This window comes from Arthrobacter sp. zg.Y820, assembly GCF_030125555.1.
Classification (GTDB): Bacteria; Actinomycetota; Actinomycetes; order Actinomycetales; family Micrococcaceae; genus Arthrobacter_B.
Genome location: NZ_JASKLX010000009.1, coordinates 150467 through 174911, shown reverse-complemented (window position 1 = coordinate 174911; position 24445 = coordinate 150467). Strand labels below are relative to the sequence as shown.

General features: G+C 67.1%; 27 protein-coding genes and 1 pseudogene. 14 read left to right on the top strand and 14 right to left on the bottom strand.

Features of this window, described 5'->3' with window-relative positions; translation table 11 throughout:
- Positions 1-4 precede the first annotated feature (4 nt).
- Positions 5-946: an ABC transporter substrate-binding protein gene (locus QNN99_RS09710; RefSeq protein ID WP_229966254.1), complete on the top strand. Its 942-nt coding sequence runs from the start codon at positions 5-7 to the stop codon at positions 944-946.
- On the opposite strand, the gene galK is transcribed toward QNN99_RS09710, so the two are convergent.
- Both galK and galT read right to left on the bottom strand, forming a co-directional pair.
- Positions 943-2100 carry a galactokinase gene (gene galK, locus QNN99_RS09705; RefSeq protein ID WP_229966253.1) on the bottom strand — a complete coding sequence of 386 codons (1158 nt, stop codon included), beginning with the start codon at positions 2098-2100 and terminating at the stop codon, positions 943-945. The genes QNN99_RS09710 and galK overlap by 4 nt on opposite strands.
- Entirely contained in the window at positions 2097-3239 is a 1143-nt protein-coding gene (galT, locus tag QNN99_RS09700; protein WP_229966252.1) for a galactose-1-phosphate uridylyltransferase, read from the bottom strand. The genes galK and galT overlap by 4 nt, the downstream gene beginning before the upstream one ends.
- A 128-nt stretch (positions 3240-3367) precedes the next feature.
- Here galT and QNN99_RS09695 point away from each other — a divergent pair, with 128 nt between their 5' ends.
- Positions 3368-3616 carry a hypothetical protein gene (locus tag QNN99_RS09695; RefSeq protein ID WP_229966251.1) on the top strand — a complete coding sequence of 83 codons (249 nt, stop codon included), beginning with the start codon at positions 3368-3370 and terminating at the stop codon, positions 3614-3616.
- Positions 3617-3656: 40 nt separating this feature from the next.
- Here the strand turns inward: QNN99_RS09695 and QNN99_RS09690 are convergent, their stop codons facing one another.
- The 4 genes from QNN99_RS09690 to QNN99_RS09675 all read right to left on the bottom strand — a co-directional run bounded on the left by QNN99_RS09690 (position 3657) and on the right by QNN99_RS09675 (position 7878).
- Positions 3657-4463, bottom strand: coding sequence for a hypothetical protein (locus QNN99_RS09690; protein ID WP_229966250.1), 807 nt, complete (start codon positions 4461-4463; stop codon positions 3657-3659).
- A gap of 74 nt (positions 4464-4537) precedes the next feature.
- Positions 4538-6340 carry a flavin-containing monooxygenase gene (locus QNN99_RS09685; RefSeq protein ID WP_229966249.1) on the bottom strand — a complete coding sequence of 601 codons (1803 nt, stop codon included), beginning with the start codon at positions 6338-6340 and terminating at the stop codon, positions 4538-4540.
- Between the two features lie 241 nt (positions 6341-6581).
- Entirely contained in the window at positions 6582-7241 is a 660-nt protein-coding gene (locus QNN99_RS09680; RefSeq protein WP_229966248.1) for an alpha/beta hydrolase family protein, read from the bottom strand.
- A gap of 10 nt (positions 7242-7251) precedes the next feature.
- Positions 7252-7878, bottom strand: coding sequence for a TMEM175 family protein (locus QNN99_RS09675; protein ID WP_229966247.1), 627 nt, complete (start codon positions 7876-7878; stop codon positions 7252-7254).
- 215 nt (positions 7879-8093) lie between these two features.
- On the opposite strand from QNN99_RS09675, the gene QNN99_RS09670 reads away from it, so the two are divergent.
- Positions 8094-8675 carry a TIGR03086 family metal-binding protein gene (locus QNN99_RS09670; RefSeq protein WP_229966246.1) on the top strand — a complete coding sequence of 194 codons (582 nt, stop codon included), beginning with the start codon at positions 8094-8096 and terminating at the stop codon, positions 8673-8675.
- Positions 8676-8839: 164 nt separating this feature from the next.
- On the opposite strand, the gene QNN99_RS09665 is transcribed toward QNN99_RS09670, so the two are convergent.
- Complete coding sequence (locus QNN99_RS09665) at positions 8840-9070, bottom strand: alpha/beta hydrolase (RefSeq protein WP_229966245.1); 231 nt, start codon at positions 9068-9070, stop codon at positions 8840-8842.
- A gap of 132 nt (positions 9071-9202) precedes the next feature.
- Between QNN99_RS09665 and QNN99_RS09660 the strand changes: the two genes are divergently transcribed.
- Complete coding sequence (locus QNN99_RS09660) at positions 9203-9925, top strand: ABC transporter ATP-binding protein (RefSeq protein ID WP_229966244.1); 723 nt, start codon at positions 9203-9205, stop codon at positions 9923-9925.
- Positions 9922-11190 (top strand): ABC transporter permease, encoded by a 1269-nt coding sequence (locus QNN99_RS09655; RefSeq protein ID WP_229966243.1) that lies wholly within the window; start codon positions 9922-9924, stop codon positions 11188-11190. Before QNN99_RS09660 ends, QNN99_RS09655 begins: the two co-directional genes overlap by 4 nt.
- 60 nt (positions 11191-11250) lie before the next feature.
- Here the strand turns inward: QNN99_RS09655 and QNN99_RS09650 are convergent, their stop codons facing one another.
- Positions 11251-11604, bottom strand: coding sequence for a hypothetical protein (locus QNN99_RS09650; RefSeq protein ID WP_229966242.1), 354 nt, complete (start codon positions 11602-11604; stop codon positions 11251-11253).
- A gap of 200 nt (positions 11605-11804) precedes the next feature.
- On the opposite strand from QNN99_RS09650, the gene QNN99_RS09645 reads away from it, so the two are divergent.
- Positions 11805-12356, top strand: coding sequence for a dihydrofolate reductase family protein (locus QNN99_RS09645; protein ID WP_229966241.1), 552 nt, complete (start codon positions 11805-11807; stop codon positions 12354-12356).
- A gap of 14 nt (positions 12357-12370) precedes the next feature.
- On the opposite strand, the gene QNN99_RS09640 is transcribed toward QNN99_RS09645, so the two are convergent.
- Positions 12371-13006, bottom strand: coding sequence for a GyrI-like domain-containing protein (locus QNN99_RS09640; RefSeq protein WP_229966240.1), 636 nt, complete (start codon positions 13004-13006; stop codon positions 12371-12373).
- Positions 13007-13151: 145 nt separating this feature from the next.
- Here QNN99_RS09640 and QNN99_RS09635 point away from each other — a divergent pair, with 145 nt between their 5' ends.
- The 4 genes from QNN99_RS09635 to QNN99_RS09620 all read left to right on the top strand — a co-directional run bounded on the left by QNN99_RS09635 (position 13152) and on the right by QNN99_RS09620 (position 16721).
- Positions 13152-13826: an NUDIX hydrolase gene (locus tag QNN99_RS09635; protein WP_229966239.1), complete on the top strand. Its 675-nt coding sequence runs from the start codon at positions 13152-13154 to the stop codon at positions 13824-13826.
- 75 nt (positions 13827-13901) lie between these two features.
- Entirely contained in the window at positions 13902-14342 is a 441-nt protein-coding gene (locus QNN99_RS09630; RefSeq protein ID WP_229966238.1) for an SRPBCC family protein, read from the top strand.
- An 81-nt stretch (positions 14343-14423) separates the two neighbouring features.
- Complete coding sequence (locus QNN99_RS09625; RefSeq protein ID WP_229966237.1) at positions 14424-15245, top strand: trimeric intracellular cation channel family protein; 822 nt, start codon at positions 14424-14426, stop codon at positions 15243-15245.
- 96 nt (positions 15246-15341) lie between these two features.
- Positions 15342-16721, top strand: a complete 1380-nt coding sequence (locus QNN99_RS09620) for an NAD-dependent succinate-semialdehyde dehydrogenase (protein WP_229966236.1) — start codon at positions 15342-15344, stop codon at positions 16719-16721.
- A 78-nt stretch (positions 16722-16799) separates the two neighbouring features.
- Here the strand turns inward: QNN99_RS09620 and QNN99_RS09615 are convergent, their stop codons facing one another.
- Entirely contained in the window at positions 16800-17375 is a 576-nt protein-coding gene (locus QNN99_RS09615) for a GtrA family protein (protein ID WP_229966235.1), read from the bottom strand.
- A gap of 159 nt (positions 17376-17534) precedes the next feature.
- Entirely contained in the window at positions 17535-18071 is a 537-nt protein-coding gene (locus tag QNN99_RS09610; RefSeq protein WP_229966234.1) for a dihydrofolate reductase family protein, read from the bottom strand.
- A 140-nt stretch (positions 18072-18211) separates the two neighbouring features.
- On the opposite strand from QNN99_RS09610, the gene QNN99_RS09605 reads away from it, so the two are divergent.
- A complete protein-coding gene (locus tag QNN99_RS09605) occupies positions 18212-20050 on the top strand; it encodes a thiamine pyrophosphate-requiring protein (RefSeq protein ID WP_229966233.1) in 1839 nt (612 codons plus the stop codon).
- Positions 20051-20074: 24 nt separating this feature from the next.
- Here QNN99_RS09605 and QNN99_RS09600 read toward each other — a convergent pair whose 3' ends face one another.
- The 3 genes from QNN99_RS09600 to QNN99_RS09590 form a co-directional block, all read right to left on the bottom strand.
- A complete protein-coding gene (locus QNN99_RS09600; RefSeq protein WP_229966232.1) occupies positions 20075-21355 on the bottom strand; it encodes an ammonium transporter in 1281 nt (426 codons plus the stop codon).
- Positions 21356-21534: 179 nt separating this feature from the next.
- Entirely contained in the window at positions 21535-22128 is a 594-nt protein-coding gene (locus tag QNN99_RS09595; protein WP_229966231.1) for an HdeD family acid-resistance protein, read from the bottom strand.
- Between the two features lie 186 nt (positions 22129-22314).
- Positions 22315-23004 (bottom strand): phosphoribosyltransferase, encoded by a 690-nt coding sequence (locus QNN99_RS09590; RefSeq protein ID WP_229966230.1) that lies wholly within the window; start codon positions 23002-23004, stop codon positions 22315-22317.
- Between the two features lie 169 nt (positions 23005-23173).
- On the opposite strand from QNN99_RS09590, the gene QNN99_RS09585 reads away from it, so the two are divergent.
- From QNN99_RS09585 to QNN99_RS09575, 3 genes and pseudogenes are all read left to right on the top strand, one after another.
- Entirely contained in the window at positions 23174-23935 is a 762-nt protein-coding gene (locus QNN99_RS09585; RefSeq protein WP_229966229.1) for an SDR family NAD(P)-dependent oxidoreductase, read from the top strand.
- 84 nt (positions 23936-24019) lie between these two features.
- Complete coding sequence (locus tag QNN99_RS09580) at positions 24020-24169, top strand: hypothetical protein (protein WP_229966228.1); 150 nt, start codon at positions 24020-24022, stop codon at positions 24167-24169.
- Positions 24165-24422, top strand: a pseudogene (locus QNN99_RS09575) (AbgT family transporter); the annotation flags it as partial. The gene QNN99_RS09580 and the pseudogene QNN99_RS09575, both read left to right, overlap by 5 nt.
- Positions 24423-24445 lie beyond the last annotated feature (23 nt).

The window sequence follows — 24445 nt, the reverse complement described above, 5'->3', positions numbered from 1 at the left end:
TGAGATGTCACAGCCAGGGAGCAGCTCGAATCCCCTGAGGATGGGAGTCTTTTCACTTTCTCCCGCATTGGCAGCGGGAGAGAAAAAGGGATTCTTCAGGGACAACGACGTGCACGTGGTGTACGAACAGGTGCAGTCCTCGGACCAGCAGTTTCGGGACTTCGCCGCGGGACACTACGAGGTCCTGCAGACCGCCTGGGACAACGTGGTCAATTACCGCTGCAACGCCTCCAACGACTACGGCAGCCCGCTGTACGTTATGGCCGATTTTGCCCTGGACCTGGGCATGGAACTGACAGCGGTCAGTCCGCCGGAGATTACGTCGCTGGAGGCCGTGCACGGCGGCGAGGTGGCGGTGGATGCCAGGGACAGCGGTTATGCGTACGTCATGTACTCGATCCTGGACAAGGCCGGCCTCCGTCGGGACTCCGACTACACGGTGGTCAGCCAGGGCGGGGTGGCCGAACGCTACCGGCGCATGACTGACGGCTACGCCTCGGCCACGCTGCTGAGCGACGGCCTCGAGGTGCTCGCACGGGAACAGGGGATGAACCAGCTCGCCGATGAGTCAGCACTCGGCATGCCCTATCTGGGTTCCGTGGCCGCTTGGAACGGGGACTGGTACTCCGCACACCGGGACGTCGCCGTGCGCTTCCGCGAAAGCTACGAGGCGGCACTGGCCTGGGTGCTGGATCCGGCCCATCGGAACGACGCCGTGGACGTGGTGGCCGATGTGCGCGGACTGTCGAAGCCCGACGCGCGTCTGGTGCTGGACGCCGAACTGGGCCCCTGGGGTATTGCCCGGGACACCACCATCACAGATGAAGGGGCCCGCGCCGTGATCGGCCTGCGCCAGCAGTTCGACGGGTTCGACGACGAAACGGCCGTGAACCCTTACGGCGACCTGGCCCCGTTCTTCGTTTCCGGCGGCCCGGACGCCTCCTAGCCCTGCACCCGTCCGGCACCGGCGGCGGGCAGCACCGTGAAGACAGCCGGTGCGGTGTAGCCGGCCGCGGTGAACGCGGCCGTTACCGCGGCGGTGACGGCGTCGGCGTCGTCGCTGTTGACCAGCGCGATGGCCGAGCCGCCGAAGCCGCCGCCGGTCATCCTGGCGCCCAGCGCACCGGCGCTGAGTGCGGTGTCCACGGCCAGGTCCAGCTCCGGACAGGAAATCTCAAAGTCGTCCCGCATGGACGCATGGCTCTCGTTGAGGAGGGCGCCGAGCCCGGCGGGGCCTTGCCCGCGCAGGACGTCGACGGCGGCCAGGACGCGGTCGTTCTCCGTCACTATGTGCCGGACGCGGCGGAAGGTCTCCTCATCCAAAATGCCCGCGGCAGCCGTGAGGTCAGCGAGGGAGAGGTCGCGCAGTGCGGCGACGCCCATGGCCTCGGCGCCGCGCTCGCAGGAGGTCCGCCGGGCGGCGTATCCGCCGGTGGAATGCTCGTGACTGACCCTGGTGTCGATCACCAGCAGGGTGAGGCCGTTGCCGGCCAGATCCAGCGGCACCAGCTGCGCTTCCCGGGTCCGGCAGTCCAGGAAAACCGCGTGCCCTTCCTCGCCGAGCAGGGACGCGGACTGGTCCATGATGCCGGTGGGTGCGCCGACCATCAGGTTCTCGGCGCGCTGGCCCAGCGCGGCAAGCTCCGGTCCGGTCAGCCCGGCGTCGGAGAGCTCGTTGGCCATGACGGCCACGGCGCACTCCAGGGCCGCCGAGGAGGAGAGCCCGGCACCGACCGGCACATCCGAATCCAGATACAGGTCGACGCCGGGAACCCGGGCGCCGTGGTCCTCGAACGCCCACAGCACGCCCAGCGGGTAGGCCGCCCAGCCCTGGATGCTGCCCGCCTGCAGGTCGTCCAGGCTCGCGCTGACAGTGCTTCCGCCGTTGAACGCCGAATGCACCTGCGTGGTGCGGTCCCGGCGCGGTGCCGCCGCCACCGACGTCGAGCGGTTAATGGCGAAAGGCAGCACAAACCCGTCGTTGTAGTCGGTGTGCTCACCGATCAGGTTGACCCGTCCGGGGGCGGACCAGACGCCCGCCGGCTCCCGACCGAAACGGTTGGTGAAAGCGGTAACCAATTCCGGGGCGGAAAGCGTCATGCCAGGGCCTTTCCGGCGGCCTGCGCCGTGCCGGCGCAAGCGGGAGCGGCGGCACGCAGGTTCGCGGCCACCTGCTCGGGGATGGTGTCGTTGATGAAAGCTCCCATGGCCGCCTCGGAGCCGGCCAGGAACTTGAGTTTGTCCTCGGCCCGGCGCGGCGAGGTGAGCTGCAGGTGCAGGCGGCTCGCCGCGCGGAACCGGGCGTCCAGCGGCGCCTGATGCCACGCCGCAATGTACGGGGTGGGCGTGGAATACAGCCCGTCGACCCGGGCCAGCAGGTCAAGGTAGACGGATGTCAGGTCATCCCGCTCGTCGTCGCGCAGATCGGCAAGGTCGGCAACCTGGCGGTGCGGCACCAAATGAACTTCCAGCGGCCACCGGGCGGCAAACGGCACAAAGGCACTGAAATGCCGGCCCTCGAGGATCATCCGGTCCCCGGAGCTCCGCTCCGCGTCCAACGCCGCACCCACCAGGGTCTGCCGGCCGCCCGAGGCTTCAAAAAAGGCGGCAGCCTGCTGCGCCATGACTGCCGAGCGCGGGGGAAGGAACGGATAGGCGTAAATCTGTCCGTGCGGATGCAGCAGGGTGACGCCGATATCCGCCCCGCGGTTCTCAAAGCAGAACACCTGCCGGATGCCCTGCATCGCTGACAGCGCCTCGGTGCGGTGGGCCCAGGCATCGACGACGGTGCGGGCACGCCCGGGGGACAGCGAACCGAAGGAGCCCTCGTGTGCCGAATCGAAGGCCACCACCTCGCAGCGTCCGTATGCCGGCGCCGTCGTGCCCCAGGACGGGTTGTCCGGCAGGACGCCCAGCTCCGGGCCGAAGGAGGGGAAACGGTTTTCGAAGACCACCACCTCGTAGTCTTCGGCTGGGATCTCCGAAGCGCGCGACGGCGAGGACGGGCACAGGGGGCACTGGTCGGCGGGCGGCAGGTGGGTGCGCGACTGGCGGTGCGCGGCGACGGCGATCCACTCTCCGGTGAGGGCGTCGTACCTGGCGGTTCCGTTGCCCGGCCGGGCCGGCAGTCCTCGGCGGTCCGCCGGGGCGGCTGCCCGCCGGCGGGCGGTGTCCTCCGCAGCATCAAAGTAGATGAGTTCCCGGCCGTCGGAGAGCCGCGTACTGGTGGAGACTGTCATGGATTCCTTCGTCTGCCGATCGCTCGGAAGTCACAGACTATCCCAAGGTGTTTGCGCTCATGCCCTGCGGACAACCTGGTAAGCCGGCTTACAATTTAAGAATTCCCTCCAGCAAAAGGAGCAGAACGATGTCCACTCCGAATGACCGTCCCGCAACAGCGGCGCAGAATGAAGCCGATGTCCTTGAGCAGCAGGCTTCCGTTGTCCCGGAGGCACAGGAGGACACGGGGATTCAGGACCCGGTGCGCCCGCATGGAGATCCGCTGCGGCCTGACGGGTCCGAGGCCGACAGGTTGGAGCAGGACGCCGACGGCGGGGCAGCGAACAGCGATGAGGATGAGTATCCGCGCGAAAGGGAAGACGAAGAACGCAGCTAGCGGCGTCCCCTCGCGGCGTCCCCGCGGCGGGATGAACCCGTTAGGCCGCGCGGCTGGCGGCGGATGCAGCCGTTGAGCCGTGCGGGTGCACGCCCAGGGCCTGCCTGGTGTGCGCTTCCAGATCGGCGACGGCGGAGTCCGGCAGGTCGATGATTCCGCGCAGCGAGCCGCGCAGGCTGCGATAGGCGGCGTCGACCTCCGACGGTGTGGCTGCTCCGTCGAGGATGATGTTCAGGGCTTGCCGTGCAGTGGCGAGCTTGCTGCGCTCGGAGTCGCTGAGCTTCGACTGTCCGCAGCGCCGGGCGTACTTTTCAGCCGTGACGAAGGCTACCTCGAAGCGGTCCACGGCACGGCGGAGCTTCGAATTCTCAGCCCGGCCGCGGCCAAGGTCCAGGGCTTCAGCCTCAGCCGCCCGAATGCCCTGCATGGCGACGATGACCTCGCGGATGACGGAGTCGGAGTAGTCAGTCATCACCGGATAATCGATCATCAGCGAGACGTCGGTTTCGTAGCGTGACCACTTCACCAGCAGGTCGTCACGGCGTAGGTACAGCCGGCGCCAGGCCTCGGCCTGCGCCGCGGCATCATCGCGGCGGTTCCGGGCGGTCCGCGTGCGGCGCCTCTGCGCGCGGACTCCCAGGCCCAGCAGCACCGCGGCACCGATGAACAGCGGCGGCGTGATGAAGGCGGCGACGAACGACAGGATCGAGGGGTCGCCGTCGTCGCCGAAAACTGCCGTCTGAAGCAGTTGCAGGAATCCATAACCCAGGACAGCGGCCAGGCCAGCGGCCAAGGCCGTAAAAATCAGTGCTGCCACAGCGACTTTCTTCGCCAGTCTCTTCAGCATGCCGATAGCTTATCGAACGTCGGGCCTGCCGGCACAGGGGGCGGGCATTCGTCGTGCCAGCTCATTCCGGTGGCTCAGCGTAGATGGTGGGACGGCTGCAGTCCGTAGACCGGAGTGGGCAGGCCTTCCATCCGTGCTTTGAGCTGCAAGGCCAGGAAAATGGAGTAATGCCTGCTTTGGTGCAGGTTGCCGCCATGGATCCAGAGGTTCTCCACGTTGGTCGGCTTCCACATGTTGCGCAGCTCCCCTTCCCACGGGCCGGGATCCTTGATCGTGTCCGAGCCATAGCCCCAGCATCTTCCCACCCGGTCTGCGACCTCTGGGGAAATCAGGTCGGCCAGCCAGTTGTTCATGGAGCCGTATCCGGTGGCGTAAACAATCACGTCGGCGTCCAGCTCCGAACCGTCGTCCAGCACCACGCCGTTGCCGGTCAGCTTGGCCACCTGCCCGCGCTGGAGCTTAACCCGGCCGTCGATGAGCAGCTGAGAGGCACCGACGTCGATGTAGTAGCCGGACCCGCGCCGCAGGTACTTCAGGAACAGGCCTGAGCCGTCCTCGCCAAAATCCAGATCGAAGCCGGCATCGCGGAGCTGGTTGTAGTACTCGGCGTCGTGTTCGGCGATCTGTTGATAAATGGGAATCTGCGCTTCCGGCAGGATCCGATAGGGGAGGGATGCGAAGAGCATGTCCGCCTTTTCAGTGGTGACGCCGGCAGCCAGCGCGGCCTCGGAATAGAGGCCGCCAAGGGCGAATTCCATGAGCGAGTCGCTGCGCACCACATGGGTTGAGGACCGCTGGACCATGGTGACATCGGCGCCGTGTTCCCAAAGATCGGCCGCGATGTCGTGGGCGGAATTGTTGGAGCCGATAACCAGCGCCTTGCGGCCCGACTGGTCCCCGCCGCCCGGGTACTGCGAGGAATGGTACTGCTCGCCCAGAAAGGCCTTGGCGCCGTCGAACTCCGGGGTATTGGGATAACCGGAGACGCCGAGCGCAAAGACCAATTGCTGCGGCCGGAGCGTGATGTCCTCGCCGTGGCGCCGGACTTTCAGTTCCCATGTTCCGCTGTCGTCATCGAACCGTGCGTTCAGGCATTCGGTTCCGGACCAGTAGTCCAGTTCCATGATGGCGGTGTAATGCTCCAGCCAATCCCCAATCTTGTCCTTGGGCGCGAAAACCGGCCAGTCGTCGGGGAACTTCAGGTAGGGCAGGTGGTCATACCAGACCGGGTCATGCAGGGCGAGGGATTTGTAGCGGTTGCGCCAGGAGTCGCCGGCCCGGTCATTTCGTTCGATGACGATGGTGGGGACGTTCAGGCGCCGCAGCCTGGCGGCCAAACCGATTCCGCCCTGGCCGCCGCCGACAATAACGCAGTACGGCTGTTCCTCGCGGCCCAGCCTGGCGTTGTGCTCGGCCTTTTCCTCCAGCCATGACTGACGTCCGCGGCGAATGGTGTGTTCCACTCCCTTGGGGCGGCGGACGCCCGTCGGCTCCTCGTATCCCTTGAGCTCCTGCATGGTGGTGAGCAGGGTCCACGCTTTGCCGTCTCGCAGCCGCAGGTGGCCCCACCCGGTTGCCGCCCCGGTTTCGAAGGTGATCCAAGCTTCAGTCAGCTCCGGAGTTCCGGTTGCGGGTTCTGCCAGTTCCCAGGCGCCCGGATCAGTCTCCTCGAGAACGGCATTGAGCATGCCGGCGATCTGTTCGCGTCCTTCGAGTGTTTTCAGGTTCCAGGTGAAGGAGACGAAATCCCGCCAGAGGCCGTCTTCTGCGAAAAGTTCGGCCGCGGCCGCGGCGTTCCGGGTTTTCAGTGCGGCGTCGAGGTTCCTCAGCCAATTTTCGACTGACTGATCCAGCAGGGCCTGCGACGTTTCAGCCATATCCACTCCTATGTGGGTCCGGAAGCAACCATCACCGGCTGCGGAGCTCCAGTAAACACGGCCCGGCCCCGGCGCGGAAGGGCGGAGCGTCTGCTCCCAAAGCGCTGGCCGGCTCTGTTGCCTGATCATGCTGACCGGCGGGTTGCGGATCACCGACCGGAAGCTGGCGCTGCACCAGCACACGCCGTACTGAGCGGCTCGCCTGAGCGGATAAGCCGGCTGCGGCCCGGGAGAGGGAGAATCAGGCCCGAATGAACTCCGAGACGTACGCGGCCATTCCGGCCCCGATGACTTCAGGTGCCCGCTTGTTTCCGCGCACCTCGAATGAGTGGTTCCCGCCGTCGATCCACTCAACGCGGGCGTTCGGCCCGATCCGCTCGGCCACCGGTTCCAGTTCGCCGGGCAGCGCGAAGGTGTCCCTGGTGCCCTGCAGGAACAGCATCGGCAGCGTCAGCCCGTACAGATGTTCGTCGCGCATTTTCTCCGGCTTGCCCGGCGGATGCAGCGGGTAGCCCAGGAAGAGCAGTCCCGCCGTAGGCATTCCCTCCGTGGCGGCCATGGAGGCCATGCGCCCGCCGAAGGACTTTCCGCAGGACCAGAGCGGCAGGCCGGCGGTGCGTGAGGCCGCTGCCTCCATGGCAGCCCGCCAGGCTGCGATGGCGGCCGGCGGCCGGTCCGGAAACTTCCGGCCGGCCTCGCGGTAGGGGAAGTTGAAACGCAGGGTCGCGATGCCGCCGTCGTTCAGGGCATCGGTGAAACCGGTCAGGAACGGATGGTCCATGCCCGCTCCGGCTCCGTGCGCGACGACGACGGCGGCAGTTGCGTTGGCCGGTGCGGCGAAGGCGGCTGAGACCTCGGTGTCACCGGTGGGGATGGCGAACTGTTCGTGCTGGATGGGCATGTTCTTCAATTTACGCGGCTCGGAGCTTCCGTGCGGCCAGCCGCTGCACCGGCGCCTGCAGGAAGAGCAGCAGCAGCGCCCAGAGCCCGACTGCTGGAACCGCGACTGCGACCAGCAGGGCTGCCGCCAACAGTGCCGTTATCGTGGCCGCCGGAAGCACCGGAACCGGGTCGGCGTCAGGTGCGGTCAGGGCCGGTGTGCGGCGAATGATCAGCTGCTGGACCAGCGCGGAGGCGCTGGCGAGCACCATTGTCCCGATGTACAGGCCGTTGGTCAGCGAGCCGCCCCGGTCGCCGGTGTCCAGCAGTTGGGTGGGGAAGGGCAGGAACACCAGGCACAGCAGCCAGAGCAGATTCGCCCAGACCAGGCCCGGGGTGTAGCCGGAGACTCCCTCGTACATCTGGTGGTGGCCCAGCCAGAAACGGAAAATCACCACAAAACTCAGGACAAAGGCAAAGAGGCCATAGGCGTTGTCCCGCAGGAATGCCGCGGGGGACTGCGTGCCGATGTCCGCGGCATCGTCGACCAGCGGCAGGACCAGCAGAGTCATCGCGATGGCAATGACGGCATCGATGAAACTGATCAGCCGGGACTCTCCTGCACGGCCCGCTTCGGATTCCGCAGGCTTCTTGGCCATGGCCCACCGTCTTCCGCGCTGCCGGATTATCGGTGCGGCAATCCTAGCCGTGGCCGGGGACGGTGGAAAGAGCCCCTGGACGGGCAGGAAGAATCCCGCCGGTGACCTGGCTGGACCGGCTGACCCTTACGGGCCGGGACTCTTCATTGCTACCGTTTTGAGGAGAGCAGATGGGTCCTGCCGATCCGGCAGATGCTCTCCCGCGAGGAGGAAACATGCGCGCTCCAGTCGATTTTCACCATGCAGCCCGGGACACCGGCGCGGTTATAACCGCCATCCGGGACGATCAGCTGAACTGGCCCACGCCGTCGCCCGAGTACACGGTGGGCGATCTCCTGGACCACATGGACGGGCTGTCACTGGAGTTCCAGCTCGCGGCGCTCAAGCGTGCGCTGCCGCCGGGCGCCGAGGAAGCTCCGCCGGCCGACTCCGGCAACCTGGCCGGGGGCTGGCGGGAGCGGATTCCCAATCAGCTCACCGCCCTGGCCGGAGCCTGGGCCGACCCAGCAGCCTGGGACGGCGAGACCGTGGCCGGGCGGGTTCCGCTCTCGGCCTCCGAAGCCGGGATGTTTGCCCTGGACGAGATCATTGTGCACGGCTGGGACCTGGCCCGCTCCACCGGCCAGCACTTCAACCCGGACCCGCGGGCTGTGCAGGCCTGCGCGGAATTCCTGTTGGAACAGCCCCGCAGCCCGGAGCTTTTCGGACCCGCGGTTCCGGTGGATGAGGCAGCCTCGCCCCTGGACCAGCTGATCGGGCTGACCGGGCGGGATCCCGCCTGGGTTCCGCCGCTCTGAGCGGGAGCTTTGTCCGTGCGGTGAATCCGTGCGGGCAGAACCGCCAGAGCGTGCACGGGTTCCCAGTCTTCGTGACGCATGAGGCCCCAGGGATCACACTGGCCCCAGAAGGCAACAAAGAGTGGGAGCCAGTGAGCGGCAGCGCCCGCCGGATTGGATTCCGGCTACCAGCCCAGCCAGTCCAGCGCCTCCCCAATGATCCACGGCGGAGCCGAGTGGCTGCCGTCACGCTCCCGGTAGCTGACGCCGTAGCCGTCCCGTTCCAGTGACGGGACCATCTTGCGGCTGCTGGAACGGAGGGGCCGGACGTTGTCGGCGCGTCCGTGTGAAACGAAAATCTCGGGCTTGCCGTGCCGCGGGCCGCCGGGCATGGATGCCGGGGGTATCGCTGCCATTCAGAAGTCAATATCCGGCCCTGCCAGCGTAAAAGCGGATCTGCGGGACCCCTCCGCAGGACGCCCGCTGACACGACGGCATGGCCGGGCACACACGGCAAACGTGCAGGTGCCGCGCATAATCTGAACAGCATGACAGCACACATACTCAGCGCCCAGGGCCTGACCAAGTCGTACGGGCAGGGCGAGAACCGCTTCGATGCGCTCAAGGGCGTCAACCTCGCCGTCGAAGCCGGTGAATCCCTGGCCATCGTCGGCAAAAGCGGCTCGGGCAAGTCCACCCTCATGCATCTGCTCGCCCTGCTGGACACCCCGGACGGCGGCACCATCACGGTCAAGGGCCAGGACGCCCGCTCGCTGGGCAAGAACGAGCTGAACGAACTGCGCAACCGCGACTTCGGCTTCGTGTTCCAACAGTTCTTCCTCACCCCCAACTCGTCGGTGCTGGACAACGTCGTCCTGCCGCTGATGATCGCCGGCGTGAAGCCGGCCGAACGCAAACGACGGGGCATGGAGGCACTGGAACGCCTGGAAATGGCGGACAAGGCCAAGAACCGCGCCACCGACCTCTCCGGCGGCCAGAAGCAGCGCGTGGTGATTGCCCGCGCCCTGGTGAACAACCCGTCGGTGATCTTCGCCGATGAACCGACCGGCAACCTGGACACCGCCACCGGCGCCGTCGTCGAGGACATCCTCTTCGACCTGAACCGGGAGCAGGGCATCACCCTGATCGCGGTCACGCACGACACCGACCTCGCCGCCCGCTGCGGCCGCCAGTTCTACATCAAGGACGGCCGCGAAGTGTCCGAAGCCGAACTCACCTCCACCACCATCACCACAGGGGCCCCAGCATGACCGTCGGCGATATTCTCCGCTCAGCCGTAGCGAATACCTTCCGCAGCAAGGTCCGCACCGCGCTGACCGTCGTCGCGATCTTCATCGGTGCCTTCACCCTGACCCTGACCAGCGCGATCGGCGCCGGCGTCTCGGACTACATCGACAAGCAGGTCGGCGCCATCGGCGGCGACAACCTGATGACCGTCTCGCCCACCACCGAGGCCGCAGCCGAAGATGACGGGCCCAAGGAATACAACCCCGACGGCGCCGCCACCCAGGGCAACTTCACCCTGCTCTCCGACGCGGACATCGAGACCATCCTCGCCACCGAGGGCATCGAAAAGGTCGAGCCCGCCGCGATGCTGGCGCCGGACTACATCCAGTACGACGGCGGAGCCAAGTTCGAGCTGACCACCAACCCGATGGTGGGGCTGGCCGATGCCGACCTCGCCGCCGGACGCCAGCTGGGCGAAGGCACCGGAGCGGAAATGCTGATCCCGTCCAGCTACGTGGAACCGCTGGGCTTTGCCAACGCTGACGCCGCCCTGGACCAGACCGTGTCCATCGCGGTCACCGACTACGCCGGCACCCAGCACACCGTTGAGGCCGTCATCGCCGGCGTGCAGAACGACTCGCTGTTCGGCGACGGTGCCGGCTTCAACTCCGACCTGCGCGCCGAACTGGACGCCCTGCAGCGCACCGGCATCCCGGAGGGTGTCTCCACCGGGTACATCACCTCCATTGCCTTCCTGGACGCCGGCGCGGACGAAGAGCAGATCGCGGCCGTCAAGGCGGACCTTGAAGCGCAGGGCTTTACCGGCCTGACCGTCGCGGACCAGATCGGCGCCATCCAGACCGTCATCAACGGCATCATCGGCGTGCTGAATGCCTTCGCAGTCATCGCCCTGATCGCTGCCGGCTTCGGCATTGTGAACACGCTGCTGATGAGCGTGCAGGAACGCACCCGGGAAATCGGGCTGATGAAGGCCATGGGCATGGGCGGCGGCAAGATCTTCGCCCTGTTCAGCTTCGAAGCCATCTTCATCGGCTTTCTCGGCTCCGCGCTCGGGGCCGGCGTCGCCGTCGGGCTCGGCTCGATAATCAGCTCCGTGCTGTCCAATACCGTGCTTTCGGCCCTGCCCGGCCTGCACATCATGCTGTTCACGCCTGCCTCAGTGGCGACCATCATCGGCGTCGTCATGCTGATTGCGTTCTTGGCCGGCACCTTGCCGGCCCGCCGTGCGGCGAAGCAGAACCCGATCGACGCCCTGCGGTACGAGTAACGGCAGCGGCGGGGCGTTCGCCCGGCGGCCCGTCGCCGGCGGTGGTCCCGCCGGGCTTCGCTACCGCGGATCCGGGTCGTCCGGGCGAAACCCGCGGTCGTCGTCGTCGACCGCGCCCGGCTTGGAACCGAAGCTGCGCCTGATCCCGGTGCCCTTGCCCAAGTTCTCGGGGTTGGGGCGGGCGGTGACGATCAGGAGCAGGAAAATCAGCAGCGACACTATGAAGGTCACGCAGGCAGCCGCAACACCCAGCTCCCACCGGAAGTCACGCTCCGTTCCTCCGGTGGAGAAAAGGGCCACGGCCACGCCGGCCACGGCGGCCAGTACGGCCGAAATAATCACCGGGACATTGCCGTAGTCCTGGCGGCCGGCGGATCCTTGGGGGCCGGACGCCGACGGCGGGTTCGAAGGCATGGCCATTCCTCCTGCGGAACGGAATGAATAGGCTTCGCCGCCATCCTAAGGCGCATCCGGGACCGACCGGAAGCCCCTGCCGGTGACCCTTTCCTGCGGCATTCCCCTCAGATGACCAAGCGGCTATCCTGCCCGGGAACGGGTCCGGCAGGAAGCCTCCGGTCGGAAGACGCAGGGCATGGCGGCGGCAGGAGATCAACATGCGCAAGGTGACGGCTTCACTGTTCAGCTCGATCGACGGCGTGGTGGAAAGTCCGGGGGAGTGGCAGTTCGACCACTTCGACGAGGACCTGGGCGCGCTGATGGGAACGGCACTTTCCACGCAGGACACGGTGCTGCTGGGCCGCGTGACCTACGAACAGTGGGCGGACTACTGGCCCGGCAACCAGGAGGACGCCTTCGGCAGTTTCATTAACCCGATTCAGAAGTTCGTCGCTTCCACGACACTGGCCAACGCGGATCTGCAGTGGGAAAATTCCACGCTCATGGACGGTGAGCTGAAAGACTTTGTCCGGCGGCTCAAGGAGCTCGACGGCGGAGACATCGCCGTGGACGGCAGCATTTCAGTGGTCCGCCAACTGCTCTTTGCCGGGCTGCTGGATGCGCTCACCCTCGTCGTCCACCCGGTGGTGGCCGGCTCCGGGCAGCGGCTGTTCAAACCGGGAGACCCGAGGACGCGGCTGCAGCTGGTCGACTCGCAGATCACCGTTTCGGGAAACGCCGTGCTCACGTACGGACCGCGTCCTGACTGACGGACAGCCCGGGTCTAATCGGAGGGCTGGAGCGGGCGGACCGGCTGCCGCAGCACCGTCCGCAGCTTCTCCGCAGCGGTCCGCCGCGGGTCGCTGAGGTACACCTCGTGGTGGTCGCCGTTAAACGTCAGTCCGTGGGCGGGCATCCACTGGTGGTGCAGCCGCTCAAGCACGGGGCCTTCGGCGTCATAGGCACCGATGTACAGAATCTGCACCGAGGTGCCTTCGTCAAGGGTGACCAGCCGCAGCCGGTCCAGCCCGGGCAGGCCTTTTTTCTGCTGCACCGCAGTGACCGCCGCCCGCACCATGTCCCGGGTGATCCACGCCGGCTGGGCAACCAGCATCGTCCAGTCCCACTCATCCTTGGCGCCGCGGGTGAACGCCTCCATGTCGTCGGCCCGCCATTGGCCCTCCAACGGGCCCACGGTGAAGTCGCGGTCCAGGTCCTTTTTGGACGCGAACTTCACGGCATACGCCGTGGGGTAGAGGCATTCCAGGGCGGAGACATACTCCTCGGACGTGTTGGGATCCCCGCTGCCGTCATATGCCAGGTACTGCAGCGGCGGAACCTCCACGAGGACGAAATCACCGGCTTTCGGAGCGTACAGCTCCGGATAGGCCTTCCTGAATTCGAACTTCTCCACTGTCATGCACCGCCCTTGGAAACCGCCGCCACCTCGGTCCTCAGCGTAGGTCGGCCAGCGTGCCGACGGCTACCGCCCCGAACCAAACGGCTACCATCCTCTTGGGGGAACGGATCCCTGCACGACATTTCCTCACGAATGGATGCCCGGCATGCTGCACGGTACGGCCGCCACAGTGGTGCTGCTGCGCGATGCCCCGGCCGGCCTGCAGGTGCTGCTGCTTGAACGCCCCCGCCACCGGGGTTCCTTCGCCGGCGCCTGGGTCTTTCCCGGCGGAGTGGTGGACCCGTCCGACGCCGCGGAGCCAACGGAGAACGACGACGCCGAAGTGGCTGCCGCCCGCCGGGCGGGCGTGCGGGAAACGGCTGAGGAAACCGGGTTGGTGCTGGCGCCGGAGGAACTGGTGCGGTTGTCCTGCTGGGTGCCGCCGCCGGAAGCCCCGCGCCGCTGGAAAACTGAGTTCTTCGTGGCTGCGGCCCCCGCCGGGAATATCCGGCTCAGCCCGGAAGAACACGTCGACGCCGTCTGGCTGTCACCGGCGGAAGCGCTGCGCCGGAGCACCGAGGGGACGATGGACCTGGTGCCGCCCACCTGGGTCACCCTGCACGGGCTGCTGGACCGGAAGAATGTGGCCGAGGCGCTGGCCGGCGCTGCGGCAGCCGTTCCCGAAACGTATGTAACCCGCCAGCTGCCCGGGCAGGTGCCTCCTGTCATGGTGTGGCAGGGCGACGCTGAATACCCGGGAGCTGACACGGCCGCGGAACCCTTCCGCCGGCACCGGCTGGTCCGTGACGGAACCGCGTGGACCTATCAGCGGACGTTCTAGCTCACCGTGCAGCTCGCGGCGGGCGCGGTTCTGGTGCCGCCGCGGCCCGGATCAACCCGCCATTACACTGGGCCGATGAACAGTCCCTATTTGATTTCCCGCGACCGGCTGGTGTCCGCTTCACCGGATGCCGTGTTCGATCTGCTCGCCCGCCCGGCCATGCACAGCGTCATCGACGGATCGGGCACGGTCCGCGCGGCGCATCCCAGCGGCCCAGATCGCCTGGCGCCCGGAGCCCGGTTCGGGATGGACATGAAGATGGGTGTGCCCTACAAGATCAGCAACACGGTGACCGAGTTCGAGGAAGGCCGCCGGATTGCCTGGCGCCACTCCGGCGGCCATGTCTGGCGGTACCTCCTCGAGCCCGCGGACGGCGGCACCCTGGTGACCGAACAGTGGGATGCGCGGAACGTCCGCCACCGCGTCATGTACCGCATCACGGGTGTCACCCGCCGGCATCCGGCAAACCTGGAACAGACCCTGGAGAAGCTGGCCGCCCACTTCTCGGCGAAGTAGCCGCCGCAGGCGACGCGCCAGCCGCCGCCACGGCTAGAATGGACGCCGGAAACACGGCAATAATCGAGCACCGGGAGCGACGTGGAGAATTTCGATCCGGGAGCCGTCTTCGACGTCGTTGATCTGGCCGGAGTGCTGGCAAACGGCGTGCTCGGCGGTGCCGTGGCCCGGCAGCTGCGCATGGATCCCATCGGGTTCCTGGTCCTGGCGCTGACCTCCGCACTGGGCGGCGGTGTCCTGCGCGACACCCTGCTGCAGGTCGGAACGCCGGTGGCACTGACCAACCCCGCCTATCTGATCGTCGCCATCGCCGGCGCGTTCATCGCCTATCTGATTGAGCTTCGGGGCAAATGGGCCAACCGGTTTTTGATCGTCATCGATGCCTTCGCCCTGGGCTGCTGGGCGGCCACCGGCACGTCCAAGGCCCTGGCGGTCGATCTGGAGTGGCTCCCGGCGATCCTGATCGGCATGGCCACGGCGGTGGGCGGCGGCATGATCCGCGACATCGTGGTTGGCCGGGTGCCGGCCATCTTCGGCGGGAACACGCTCTACGCCACCGGCGCCCTGATCGCTTCCGTGGAAATGGTGATCCTGTATCACCTCGGTTTGCCGAACCTCGGAATGGGCATGGCCATCGTGACGGCCGCCGTCGTCTGCACCGTGGCCCGGCGCCGCGGCTGGCGGCTGCCGGCACCGGGGGAGTGGAGCGTCCGCCTGACCCGCCGCCCGCGCGGGGCAGGCTCCGTGGTGGGGGATTTGCCCGGGGAAGCGGCGGGACGCAGGGGCGGCCGAAAGAAGGAACAGGGGTGGCCGCGGCCCCGCTTCAACCGGGTTCCGGGCCTTCGCTCCTTCCGCCGAAAACGACCCGAAGCCGACGGCGAGGCCCCGCCGGTCCGCCGCTGACCGTCCCGCTGCATTGAGGCTGACCGCGCCGGTGCATTGAGCTGGGAGCGAAATGCCGGCTGGCCCCGGCACCTGCCCGCGGGTAGCGTGGCAGGAATGACTGCTTACAAAACCGTGAACCCCGCAACCGGGGAAACACTCAAAGAATTCGCCGAAGCCACCAACAGCGAGATCAACGAAGCAATCAGCGCGGCCCACGGCGCCTTCGCCGCCTGGCGCCGGCAGCCGGTGGAAACCCGCAGCAAAACCATCGCCCGGGTAGCCGAGCTGTACCGCGAACGCAGCGATGAACTCGCCGCGCTCATCGCGACGGAAATGGGCAAGCCCCTGAGCGAAGCCAAGAGTGAAGTAGCCCTCTCGGCAAACATCTACGACTACTACGCCACCGAGGGCCCCGGCTTCATGGCCGATGAGGAACTCACCGTCAAGGGCGGCGGCGGAGCCACAGTGAAGACCGCACCGATCGGCGCCATCCTGGGCATCATGCCGTGGAACTACCCGTACTACCAGGTGGCCCGCTTCGCCGGTCCCAACCTGATGCTGGGCAACACAGTGCTGCTCAAGCACGCCAACAACTGCCCGCAGTCGGCCCTGGTCATGGAACAGATCTTCCGTGACGCAGGCCTGCCGCAGGATGCCTACATCAACCTGTTCGCCACCAACGAGCAGGCCGCGGACATCATTGCCGATCCCCGGATCCAGGGTGTCTCGCTCACCGGCTCCGAGCGCGCCGGGTCCGCCGTCGCCGAGGTCGCCGGCCGGAACCTGAAGAAGTTCGTGCTGGAACTGGGCGGCAGCGATCCGTTCATCGTGCTGGATACCAAGGACCTGGACGCCACGGTCGCCTCCGCAGTGGCCGGGCGCATGGGCAACGCCGGGCAGGCCTGCAACGCTGCCAAGCGCTTCATCGTCATGGAGGACCTCTACGAGGACTTCGTGCAGAAGTTCACGGCGAAGATGGAAAAGATCCAGCCCGGGAACCCGCTGGATGAGGACACCCGCTTCGGCCCGCTCTCCTCGCAGGCGGCCGCGGACGGCCTGGTCGAACAGATCCGGGACGCCGTGGACAAGGGTGCCACCCTGCACACCGGCGGCAGCCTCATCGACGGTCCCGGCGCCTACGTGCAGCCCACCGTGCTGACCGGTGTCACCGAGGACATGCGTGCCTTCTCCGAGGAGCTCTTCGGTCCGGCCGCAGTGATCTACAAGGTTTCCAGCGCCGACGAAGCCGTGGAGCTGGCCAACAGCTCGCCCTACGGCCTGGGCGGCGCCGTCTTCAGCGCCGACGAGGAGAAGGCCCTGGAAGTTGCCGACCAGCTGGAATCGGGCATGGTCTGGATCAACGGAGTCTCCGGCACGCAGGAGGACCTGCCGTTCGGCGGCGTCAAGCGTTCCGGCGTGGGCCGCGAACTGGGCCGCTTCGGCATGGACGAGTTCGTTAACAAGAAGCTCATCCGCACTCCGAAGCAGCGCTAACCCACCCCGGTACGACGACGGCGGTGCCACCTTCTCCGAAAGGCGGCACCGCCGTCGTCGTAGGCGGAGGAGTGCGAACTAAACGGATTCCTTCACCGCTCCGCCGGTGGCCGGACTATCCCCGGCCGGGCTGCCCTCCACCGGGCTGTCACTGACGCGGTCTTGTTCCGCCGCCGTCTCTTTTGCCGCCGTTTCTTTTGCCGCGGCGCGGGCGGCCCGTTCCTCTGCGGTGGTGAACACGATGTACCGGTAGGCGAAGTAGCGGAAGACGTTGCCGGCAGCGACACCCACCACATTCCCGGAGATGTTGTCGGCGAACTGGCTGTCAAAGCCCAGCAGGTAGTGGGAAACGAAAAGGCACCCGGTGGCGATCAGCAGGCCCACCACGTTGGTCAGGGCGAACAGCAGGGTTTCGCTGCGGATGCTCCGGCCGCGGGTGCTGCGGAAAGTCAGGTAGCGGCTGCCAATCCAGGACACGGCCGTTGCGGCGGCGACTGAAGCGACCTTGGCGGTGATCGGACTGTCCGTGAGGACCGTGGAGGCCAGCACATTGAAGAGGGATACATCCACCACGAAGGCCACGGTGCCGACGAGGGAAAAAGAGCCCAGCCGGCGCATGATCTTTCGCACCGGCGCGACTTTGCTGTTGGCCATGGACCCGTTCCCTGCTTCCTCCGCCCGGCAGATGCCGGGATTCCCTTGGATATTTTCACAAGGGGGCGAGGGGCACAAAATTGAGGCTGCCGGCCATTCGGGGCGTGACGGTCAAGACAGTTGGCGGCCGGGAGAGTCGCGCAGCAATGACGGAGAGCTTCAGATGAAGGAAAAGCGGAGCTCGGCGGCGCCGCCGTTGAACGACGTCGTGCCGGTCAGCCGCATCGGCGCCGTCGGCACAGACACCGGCAGCAGCGGGCGCCCGGCGCCCAGGGCGACGGGCATGTAGGTGACCCGCATTTCGTCGAGCAGCCCTGCCTCAGCGAACTGCGCCGCCACGTCGCCGCCGCCCACCACCCACACGTTGCGGCCGGCGGCGTCGTTCACCGCTTCCGCACAGATGCGCCGGATGTCCCCGGAGGCGAAGCGCACGCCGCTGTCCGGAGGCGCCTGCAGGCTCCGTCGTGTCAGCACTTGGCAGGGCAGCGCGCCGAAGTCCCAGCTGTCCGGCTCACGCTCGCGGACCCATTCATAAGTGGTCGACCCCATGACCAGAGACCCGACACCGGCAATGAACTGGTCATAGTGCTCTTGGAAGGCCTCAAACCCGAAGGCCAGCAGCCAGTCCAGGTTGTGGTCCTCGGTGGCTATGTATCCATCCAGTGATGACGCGACGTAATAGAGGACCTTACCCATGTCCACGAGCATAACGGCGGGGAAGGACCGGCACACCAGGCCGGCTGCAGGTTGTGGTTGGCGAGGGCAAAGTTGCTGAAACCGGCCGGGGGATAGAGTGGTGGTTATTCAGCACACTGATCATTTCGGGAGGCGGCGTCATGGGCGGAACAGACGGTACTGAACAGCAGGGGAAGCCGGAACAGCAGGGCGAACCGGGGCTGGTGGCGGACCTGCTGGTCCGGCGGCTTCAGGCCTGGGGCGTGGGCCGCATCTTCGGCTACAGCGGAGACGGCATCAACCCGCTGATGGGTGCCCTGCGGCGCGCCGGCGGCCCGGAGTTCATCCAGGCCCGGCATGAGGAAAACGCAGCATTCATGGCCGTGGGGCATGCGAAGTACACCGGGGAAGTGGGAGTTGTCGTTTCCACCCAGGGTCCCGGCGCCATCCATCTGCTCAACGGCCTCTATGACGCCCGGATGGACTCGGTGCCGGTGGTGGCCCTCATCGGGCAACAGAGCCTGAGCGTGCTGGGCTCGGCCTACATGCAGGAGGTGGACCTGATGCATCTGTTCCGCGACGTCGCCTCCGGCTTCCGGCAGCAGGTGAGCAGCCCCGAGCAGGCACCCCTGATCATTGACCGGGCCTTCAAGGAGGCGCTGGCCACCCGCACCCCGTCGGTGGTGATCCTGCCCCACGACGTCCAGCAGGCCGACGCGCCGGAGCTGGAACAGGAACACGGAGTCCTCACCACTGCACCGCTCTGGAGTCCGGCCCGCATCCTGCCGCGGCCGGAGGACGTCTCCGCCGCTGCGGACCTGCTCAACAGCGGGCAAAAAGTTGCCCTGCTGGTCGGACAGGGGGCCCGGGGTGCGCAGGCCCAGGTGGTGGCCCTGGCCGAGAAGCTCGGCGCCGCCATCACCACCAGTCTGCTCGGCAAACCCTATGTGGATGAATCCCATCCGCTGGCTGCCGGCGTCATGGGGCATTTGGGCACCTCAGCCAGCGGCTTTGTGCTGGGCAACTGTGACACGCTGCTGATCATCGGCTCCAACGATCCGTGGACCGAGTTCTATCCGCCGCCCGGTGCCGCCCGGGCGGTGCAGATCGACATCGATTCGGCGGCGATCGGCAACCGGTATCCGGTGGAGGTGGCGGTCACCGGTGACGCGGCCGGCAGCCTCGATGCGCTGCTGCCGCTGCTCAAGGAGCGCGGCGGCTCCGCCTGGCGCGACGACGTCGAACAGGCAGTGCGCTCCTGGCATGAGCTGTCCCTCGAGCGGGCCTTCACCCCGGCGGACCCGATCAATCCCGAACGCGCGGTCCACGAATTGAGCCGGCGCCTGCCCGCCGACGCACAGGTGGCCGTGGACGTGGGCAGCAGCGTCTATTGGTACGCCCGGCAGCTGCGCCTGCCCGCGGGCGTGCCGGCGCACCTCTCCAGCACGCTGGCGAGCATGGGCTGCGCCGTGCCCTACGGACTGGCCGCGAAGCTGGCGCATCCCGACCGGCCGCTCATCGCGCTGGCCGGGGACGGCGCCATGCAGATGGCCGGCCTCACCGAACTGATCACTGTCAGCCGGCTCTGGAAGCAGTGGGCGGATCCGCGCTTCATCGTCTGCGTGCTGAACAACCGCGAACTGACGGAAGTCACGTGGGAACAGCGGGAGATGGAGACCGAGCCGCGGTTTGAGGCCAGCCAGGCGCTGCCGGACTTCAACTACGCCGGGTACGCGGAGCTGCTGGGTTTCGAGGGCATCCGCGTGGAGGATCCGGAACTGCTGGGCGCCGCCTGGGACCGGGCGCTCGCTGCCGACCGGCCGTGCATCATCGAGGTCATTTCGGACCCGGACGTTCCGCTTCTGCCGCCGTTCCCCGCCGGGAAAAAGCAGGCCGCGTCAATGGTCGAAGCGATGGAAAAGGAAGGACCGCAGACGCAGCACGCCCGCGACCTCCTCTCCGTCTACCTCCGCCAGGAACAGGCCCTGGCGGAGGACTGACGGGTTTGTCCTTTCCCGGTGCAGCTACGGGCGTGCGCCCAGTTCCACCGGCTCCTCATCGTTCAGATAGGCGGATTCTGCGTGGGCCGCCATGTCGATGCCCTGCAGCTCGCTTTCCTCCGGGATGCGCAGGCCGATGGTCAGCTGCAGCACCTTCGCGATGACCCAGGTGACCACGAAGGAGTAGACAAGGACCGCGCCGGCAGCCAGCGCCTGGATGCCCAGCAGCTCAAAGCCTCTGCCGTAGAACAGCCCGCTGACGCCGTTGGGCGCGGCCTCGGTGGCGAACAGGCCGATCAGCAGGGTGCCGAGCAGCCCGCCCACGGCGTGGACGCCGACGACGTCGAGGGAGTCGTCATAACCGAGCCGGAACTTCCACTCGATGGCCAGGGAGCACACGAGCCCGGCCAGCAGGCCAATCGCCACGGCGCCCAGCGGGCTGACCGCGCCGCAGGCCGGCGTGATGGCCACCAGCGCTGAGATCAGGCCGGAGGCCGCCCCGAGCGAGGACGACGTGCCCAGCCGCAGCCGGTCCATCAGCATCCAGCCGAGCAGCCCGGCAGCCGCAGCCACTGCCGTGTTCAGGAAAACGACTGAGGCCGCGTGGCCTGCGCTCAGGGCCGAACCGGCGTTGAAGCCGTACCAGCCAACCCAGAGCAGTCCCGCACCGAGCAGCACCAGCGGCCGGCTGTGGGGCTTGCCGTGGGCGTGCGGCCAGCCCTTGGAACGGCCCAGCACCAGAGCCAGTGCGAGCGCTGCCACTCCCGCATTCAGGTGGACGGCGGTGCCGCCGGCGAAGTCGATCGCGCCCAGCTGATTGGCGATCCAGCCGCCCGTGACCGTGCCGTCTTCGCTGCTGAAGGCAAAGACCCAGTGCGCCACCGGGAAGTAGACCAGGGTGGCCCACAGCCCGGCGAACAGCATCCAGGCGGCGAATTTCATCCGGCCGGCGGCGGCCCCGGCCACCAGGGCCGTGGTAACGCAGGCAAACATCAACTGAAAGACTGCGAAGAGTGCCACGGGCAGCGAACTGTCCGGGTCTTCGACCAGCAACTCGGAGAGCCCGAGGAACTCCAGCGGATTGCCCAGCAGTCCCGCCCCCGTTACCGAGTTGCCGAAAGCAGCCGAATAGCCGTAGAGCACCCACAGCACTGCGACGAGACTCGCTCCGCCGAAGCACATCAACATCATGTTCAGGATCCGGCGCGAGCCGACCATTCCTCCGTAGAAGAAGGCGATACCGGGAATCATCAGGCAGACCAACGCGGAACTGGCCAGCAGCCAAGCAGTGTTTCCAGAGTCCATGGAGATGCTCCATTCGGAATGGGCGGCCACGCTGGGCCGGAGCGGCGGGTGGTAACCGTGCTTCTCCCAGAGTGGAGGCCCCGTATTACATCCAGGTTTCCGGGCAGGTTAGCGCTGTGTTAACAACTGCTGGAAGGTTGCTGGACGCGGCCGCGGAACAGCCGGCGGAATACCCGTTCCTACGCCGACAGCGGCAGGCCGCGGCCGAACGAGAGCGCCCGCACCACTTCCACGATGCCCAGCACCACGAGGAAGATGCCGCCGAAGATGACGAACGCCGCCAGCGAACCGACCGGCAGGAAGAGCACCACCACGCCGGCAATGACGCTGATGACCCCGTAGGTGATGGCGTACCACCGCGATCCGCCGCTCTCGATTTCGGTCAGCGCCATGATGCCCTCGATGATCCAGGCAATGCCGATCACCATGCCCAGCACCGTCAGCGAGGCCAGCGGATTGCGCATCGCCACCACGCCAACGACGAAGAGCAGCACTCCGGTGAGGATGTTCAGGACCCGCAGCCCCCCGGACAGCGGCGTGACGATGCCCGTGACAACGCGCACGGCTCCGGAGACCAGGAAATACAGTCCGAACAGGAAAGCAACCACATCCAGCGTCGCCTCGGGCCAGAACAGCACCAAGACGCCCAGCACGATGGAGAGGGCCCCCGTGAGGGCCAGCCCGCCGCGGATATTCCGCACCGCCTTGCGAGTGAGTTCGCTGACATCCAGGTTCAACCCGCCCAGTCCAAGGGCACTTCCTGACATGGACATTTGGAACCTCCCACAAAGTCGGAAAAAGCAAGGTCCCCCGCCCTTGGATTATCCCGCCGGAGGTGTCCGGAACTCTAGGGGCAGGGCCCCTGCAGGCCCCTCCGGCACGGCAGACCGCCGGGACCGGCAGGCCCGCCGAATGTTGGCCGGCCCGTTGTGTCGGACACAGCTGCGGCCGGCCTTCGGTTACGGCAGGTTCAGGAGGCGCTGGACTTCGGCATCCGTGGTCTGGTCGAAGCTCTCGTAGGCCTGCCCAACGGCGGACAATGCGCCGCTCTGCCAGGGGATTACGACGTCATCGGCCACGGCTGCGGCCGCCTCCCCGGCTGTCCCGCAGCTCACCGGAGCAGCTGCCACCAGGCGGGCCGGATTCTGCTCGCGCAGCCCCAGCAGGGCCGCGCGCATGGTGCTGCCGGTGGCCAACCCGTCATCCACCACCAGCACGGTGCGCCCGCTGACGTCCAGGGGATCGCGCCGCATCCGGTAGAGCTTGTCGCGGCGGATCACTTCGAGCAGCTCCACCGAAGCGGCGTCGTCGAACGCCTGGTCCGCAGCGCGCGGATCATGTTCGCGGGAGGACCCGAGGGAGCGCTGCCATTCGGCCAGGACCGCTTCGTTGCGCACGGAGGTGACGGTTCCGGCGAGCCAGGCCAGTGCCCCTGCGGCCAGCTCCGGCTGCAGCGGCACGCCGACTTTCCGCACGGCCACGACGTCCAGCGGGGCCCGCAGCAGTCCCGCCACCGCGGCGGCCACCGGAACGCCGCCGCGGGGGAGACCCAGCACCAGCAGGTTCGGCGTGCCGAAGTACGGCGCGAGTTCGACGCCGAGCTTCCGCCCTGCGTCTTGCCTGTCCCGATATAACCGCAGTGGTGCCATGGCTCTTCCTATGGGGGCCGGGCTTCTCCTGCCACGGTAGGGGCGCCGGCAGCCGGGTGCAAGGCGTTGGCACGGATCGGAGGCCGCGCGGGACAAAGGCTTGAGCTTCGCCAGAGGCGCGTGCCAAAGGTTGCGGCGCATAGCAGGATGGGCGTGGAAAGGTGGACCCATGACTCCCACAGCATTGATCACCGGCGCGACGTCCGGCATCGGCGCCGAATTTGCCCGACAGCTCGCCAACCGCGGCTACAACCTGGTCCTCACGGCCCGGAACGAGGAGCGGCTGAAGGACTCGGCCGAACTTCTGGCCCGCGAATACGCCGTACAAACGGAATACATTGCGGCCGACCTGGCCGATCCCGAGGGCGTGGAGCGGGTCAGCCGGCGGTTGGAGAGGCCGGACATCAGCATGCTGGTGAACAATGCCGGCTACGGCCTGAAGAACGGCTTCGAACGCAACGAGCTCTCCGTGGAACTGGACCACTTGAACGTGCTGGTGGCAGCTCCGCTGGCGCTGAGCCACACCGCGCTGAACACGATGCTCTCCCGGATGGAGGAACCACGCGGCCACATCATCAACGTGGCGTCCGTGGCCGGCTTCATCCCGCGCGGCACCTACAGCGCGGCGAAATCCTGGGTGATCACTTTCAGCCGCTGGGCCAACCTCCACTACGGCGGCCGCGGGGTGCATGTCACGGCCCTGTGCCCCGGATTCGTCCACACCGAGTTTCACCAGCGGATGGACATGGACAAGTCCATCTACCCGGGGTGGATGTGGCTCGACGCCGAACGCGTGGTGCGCGAGGGGCTCGCTGACGCCTTCGCCGGCAAGGGCGTGTCCATTCCGTCCAAGCGGTACAAGGCGTTGGCCTGGGTCGGCGCCCGCGGCCCGAAGGCCCTCGTGGCACGGATCGCCGGCCGCGGCCGGTAGCTCCGCCGCGGCCGGTGGCCCCGCCGCGGCACACCGCGTCATGAAGTGGCTCCGGAGCGCGTCCCGGCCCTAGTGTGGGGGCCCATGACGCGCATCACAGTCCCCAGCACCGCTTACCTGAACCAGCTCGACGCCGAAACGGGTCGCCGGATGCAGACGGCATCGACACCTGAGTCGCCTTTTGCCGGAGCAGCCGCGGCTCTGGCAGCCGTGGTGGAGGCCAAGGTGGTTTGAACCCGCGTTCATTCAGGGCGCCTTCCGGGTGGGGGACTCCGCCACACAGATCCTGACCCCGCTGAACCCGTACATGATTGTGCTCCTCACCATGCTGCGCAAGTATGAGCCGCAGGCCGGACTGGGCACGGTCATCGCAAGGATGCTGCCCTTCACCGTGCTCTTCTGGCTGGCCTGGGTGGCTGTGCTGACGGTGTTCTTCGTGTTCGACCTGCCGCTGGGCCCGGGCAATGGCATTTACATCGACCGCTAGACCTGAAACCAGCGAAAGGCACC

What these genes read in the sequence shown, in the direction of transcription:
- QNN99_RS09645 (WP_229966241.1), top strand. Translation starts at nt 11,805, where the DNA reads ATGCGCAAGGTGACGGCTTCACTGTTCAGCTCGATCGACGGCGTGGTG.
- QNN99_RS09690 (WP_229966250.1), bottom strand. Translation starts at nt 4,463, where the DNA reads ATGCTGAAGAGACTGGCGAAGAAAGTCGCTGTGGCAGCACTGATTTTT.
- QNN99_RS09610 (WP_229966234.1), bottom strand. Translation starts at nt 18,071, where the DNA reads ATGGGTAAGGTCCTCTATTACGTCGCGTCATCACTGGATGGATACATA.
- QNN99_RS09590 (WP_229966230.1), bottom strand. Translation starts at nt 23,004, where the DNA reads ATGGCACCACTGCGGTTATATCGGGACAGGCAAGACGCAGGGCGGAAG.
- QNN99_RS09640 (WP_229966240.1), bottom strand. Translation starts at nt 13,006, where the DNA reads ATGACAGTGGAGAAGTTCGAATTCAGGAAGGCCTATCCGGAGCTGTAC.
- QNN99_RS09680 (WP_229966248.1), bottom strand. Translation starts at nt 7,241, where the DNA reads ATGCCCATCCAGCACGAACAGTTCGCCATCCCCACCGGTGACACCGAG.
- QNN99_RS09665 (WP_229966245.1), bottom strand. Translation starts at nt 9,070, where the DNA reads ATGGCAGCGATACCCCCGGCATCCATGCCCGGCGGCCCGCGGCACGGC.
- QNN99_RS09585 (WP_229966229.1), top strand. Translation starts at nt 23,174, where the DNA reads ATGACTCCCACAGCATTGATCACCGGCGCGACGTCCGGCATCGGCGCC.
- galT (WP_229966252.1), bottom strand. Translation starts at nt 3,239, where the DNA reads ATGACAGTCTCCACCAGTACGCGGCTCTCCGACGGCCGGGAACTCATC.
- QNN99_RS09710 (WP_229966254.1), top strand. Translation starts at nt 5, where the DNA reads ATGTCACAGCCAGGGAGCAGCTCGAATCCCCTGAGGATGGGAGTCTTT.
- QNN99_RS09685 (WP_229966249.1), bottom strand. Translation starts at nt 6,340, where the DNA reads ATGGCTGAAACGTCGCAGGCCCTGCTGGATCAGTCAGTCGAAAATTGG.
- QNN99_RS09620 (WP_229966236.1), top strand. Translation starts at nt 15,342, where the DNA reads ATGACTGCTTACAAAACCGTGAACCCCGCAACCGGGGAAACACTCAAA.
- QNN99_RS09655 (WP_229966243.1), top strand. Translation starts at nt 9,922, where the DNA reads ATGACCGTCGGCGATATTCTCCGCTCAGCCGTAGCGAATACCTTCCGC.
- QNN99_RS09650 (WP_229966242.1), bottom strand. Translation starts at nt 11,604, where the DNA reads ATGCCTTCGAACCCGCCGTCGGCGTCCGGCCCCCAAGGATCCGCCGGC.
- QNN99_RS09600 (WP_229966232.1), bottom strand. Translation starts at nt 21,355, where the DNA reads ATGGACTCTGGAAACACTGCTTGGCTGCTGGCCAGTTCCGCGTTGGTC.
- QNN99_RS09595 (WP_229966231.1), bottom strand. Translation starts at nt 22,128, where the DNA reads ATGTCCATGTCAGGAAGTGCCCTTGGACTGGGCGGGTTGAACCTGGAT.
- QNN99_RS09670 (WP_229966246.1), top strand. Translation starts at nt 8,094, where the DNA reads ATGCGCGCTCCAGTCGATTTTCACCATGCAGCCCGGGACACCGGCGCG.
- QNN99_RS09695 (WP_229966251.1), top strand. Translation starts at nt 3,368, where the DNA reads ATGTCCACTCCGAATGACCGTCCCGCAACAGCGGCGCAGAATGAAGCC.
- QNN99_RS09675 (WP_229966247.1), bottom strand. Translation starts at nt 7,878, where the DNA reads ATGGCCAAGAAGCCTGCGGAATCCGAAGCGGGCCGTGCAGGAGAGTCC.
- galK (WP_229966253.1), bottom strand. Translation starts at nt 2,100, where the DNA reads ATGACGCTTTCCGCCCCGGAATTGGTTACCGCTTTCACCAACCGTTTC.
- QNN99_RS09660 (WP_229966244.1), top strand. Translation starts at nt 9,203, where the DNA reads ATGACAGCACACATACTCAGCGCCCAGGGCCTGACCAAGTCGTACGGG.
- QNN99_RS09635 (WP_229966239.1), top strand. Translation starts at nt 13,152, where the DNA reads ATGCTGCACGGTACGGCCGCCACAGTGGTGCTGCTGCGCGATGCCCCG.
- QNN99_RS09615 (WP_229966235.1), bottom strand. Translation starts at nt 17,375, where the DNA reads ATGGCCAACAGCAAAGTCGCGCCGGTGCGAAAGATCATGCGCCGGCTG.
- QNN99_RS09630 (WP_229966238.1), top strand. Translation starts at nt 13,902, where the DNA reads ATGAACAGTCCCTATTTGATTTCCCGCGACCGGCTGGTGTCCGCTTCA.
- QNN99_RS09580 (WP_229966228.1), top strand. Translation starts at nt 24,020, where the DNA reads ATGACGCGCATCACAGTCCCCAGCACCGCTTACCTGAACCAGCTCGAC.
- QNN99_RS09605 (WP_229966233.1), top strand. Translation starts at nt 18,212, where the DNA reads ATGGGCGGAACAGACGGTACTGAACAGCAGGGGAAGCCGGAACAGCAG.